Source organism: Sulfitobacter sp. CW3, from assembly GCF_019392245.1.
GTDB lineage: Bacteria > Pseudomonadota > Alphaproteobacteria > Rhodobacterales > Rhodobacteraceae > Sulfitobacter.
Genome location: NZ_JAHXRL010000036.1, coordinates 1 through 475 on the forward strand (window position 1 = coordinate 1; position 475 = coordinate 475).

General features: G+C 65.5%; 1 pseudogene. It reads right to left on the bottom strand.

Annotated elements, in window-relative coordinates:
* Positions 1–165, bottom strand: a pseudogene (locus KZZ06_RS20095) (IS256 family transposase); the annotation flags it as partial.
* Positions 166–475: the final 310 nt, after the last annotated feature.

The following is a 475-nucleotide window of genomic DNA, read 5'->3' on the forward strand; positions in this document are numbered from 1 at the left end:
CTGGACCAGCCGCTCGGCGCTCTTCTCGCCGTGAGCCACGCCAGTCAGGCCCCCCACCTCCAACTCCATCAGCCGTTCGGCCGCAAAGCCGATCATCTCGCGCAGCAGATCGGCGTCGGCGCTCTTCTCCATCACGCCGCGAAGGCTCATCATCTCGTCGGTCATCGGGGGTCTCTCGGGTTCGGGGTTGGTGCTCGCAACCCGACCCTACCCGGCAACCGCCGATGACCACCCCGCGAGAGATCCCGCCTGCTGCAGCGCTGTGTAGGGCGCGCAGGCGGGCTCTCCCGCTACCGGCGAGCTTACACCACCACCCGGGACACGACCCGATCTGTCGGGCAATCACTTACGCCCGTGCGCCAATCAGCGGGGCAAATTCCCGGGTAGCTTGGCTGTTTGCACGCTGCACGTCGAAAGCCGTCTCAGCGATTTCAACGATTTGTAGCGGTCCAGGAACGAGCAAGCTTGGCGGTTG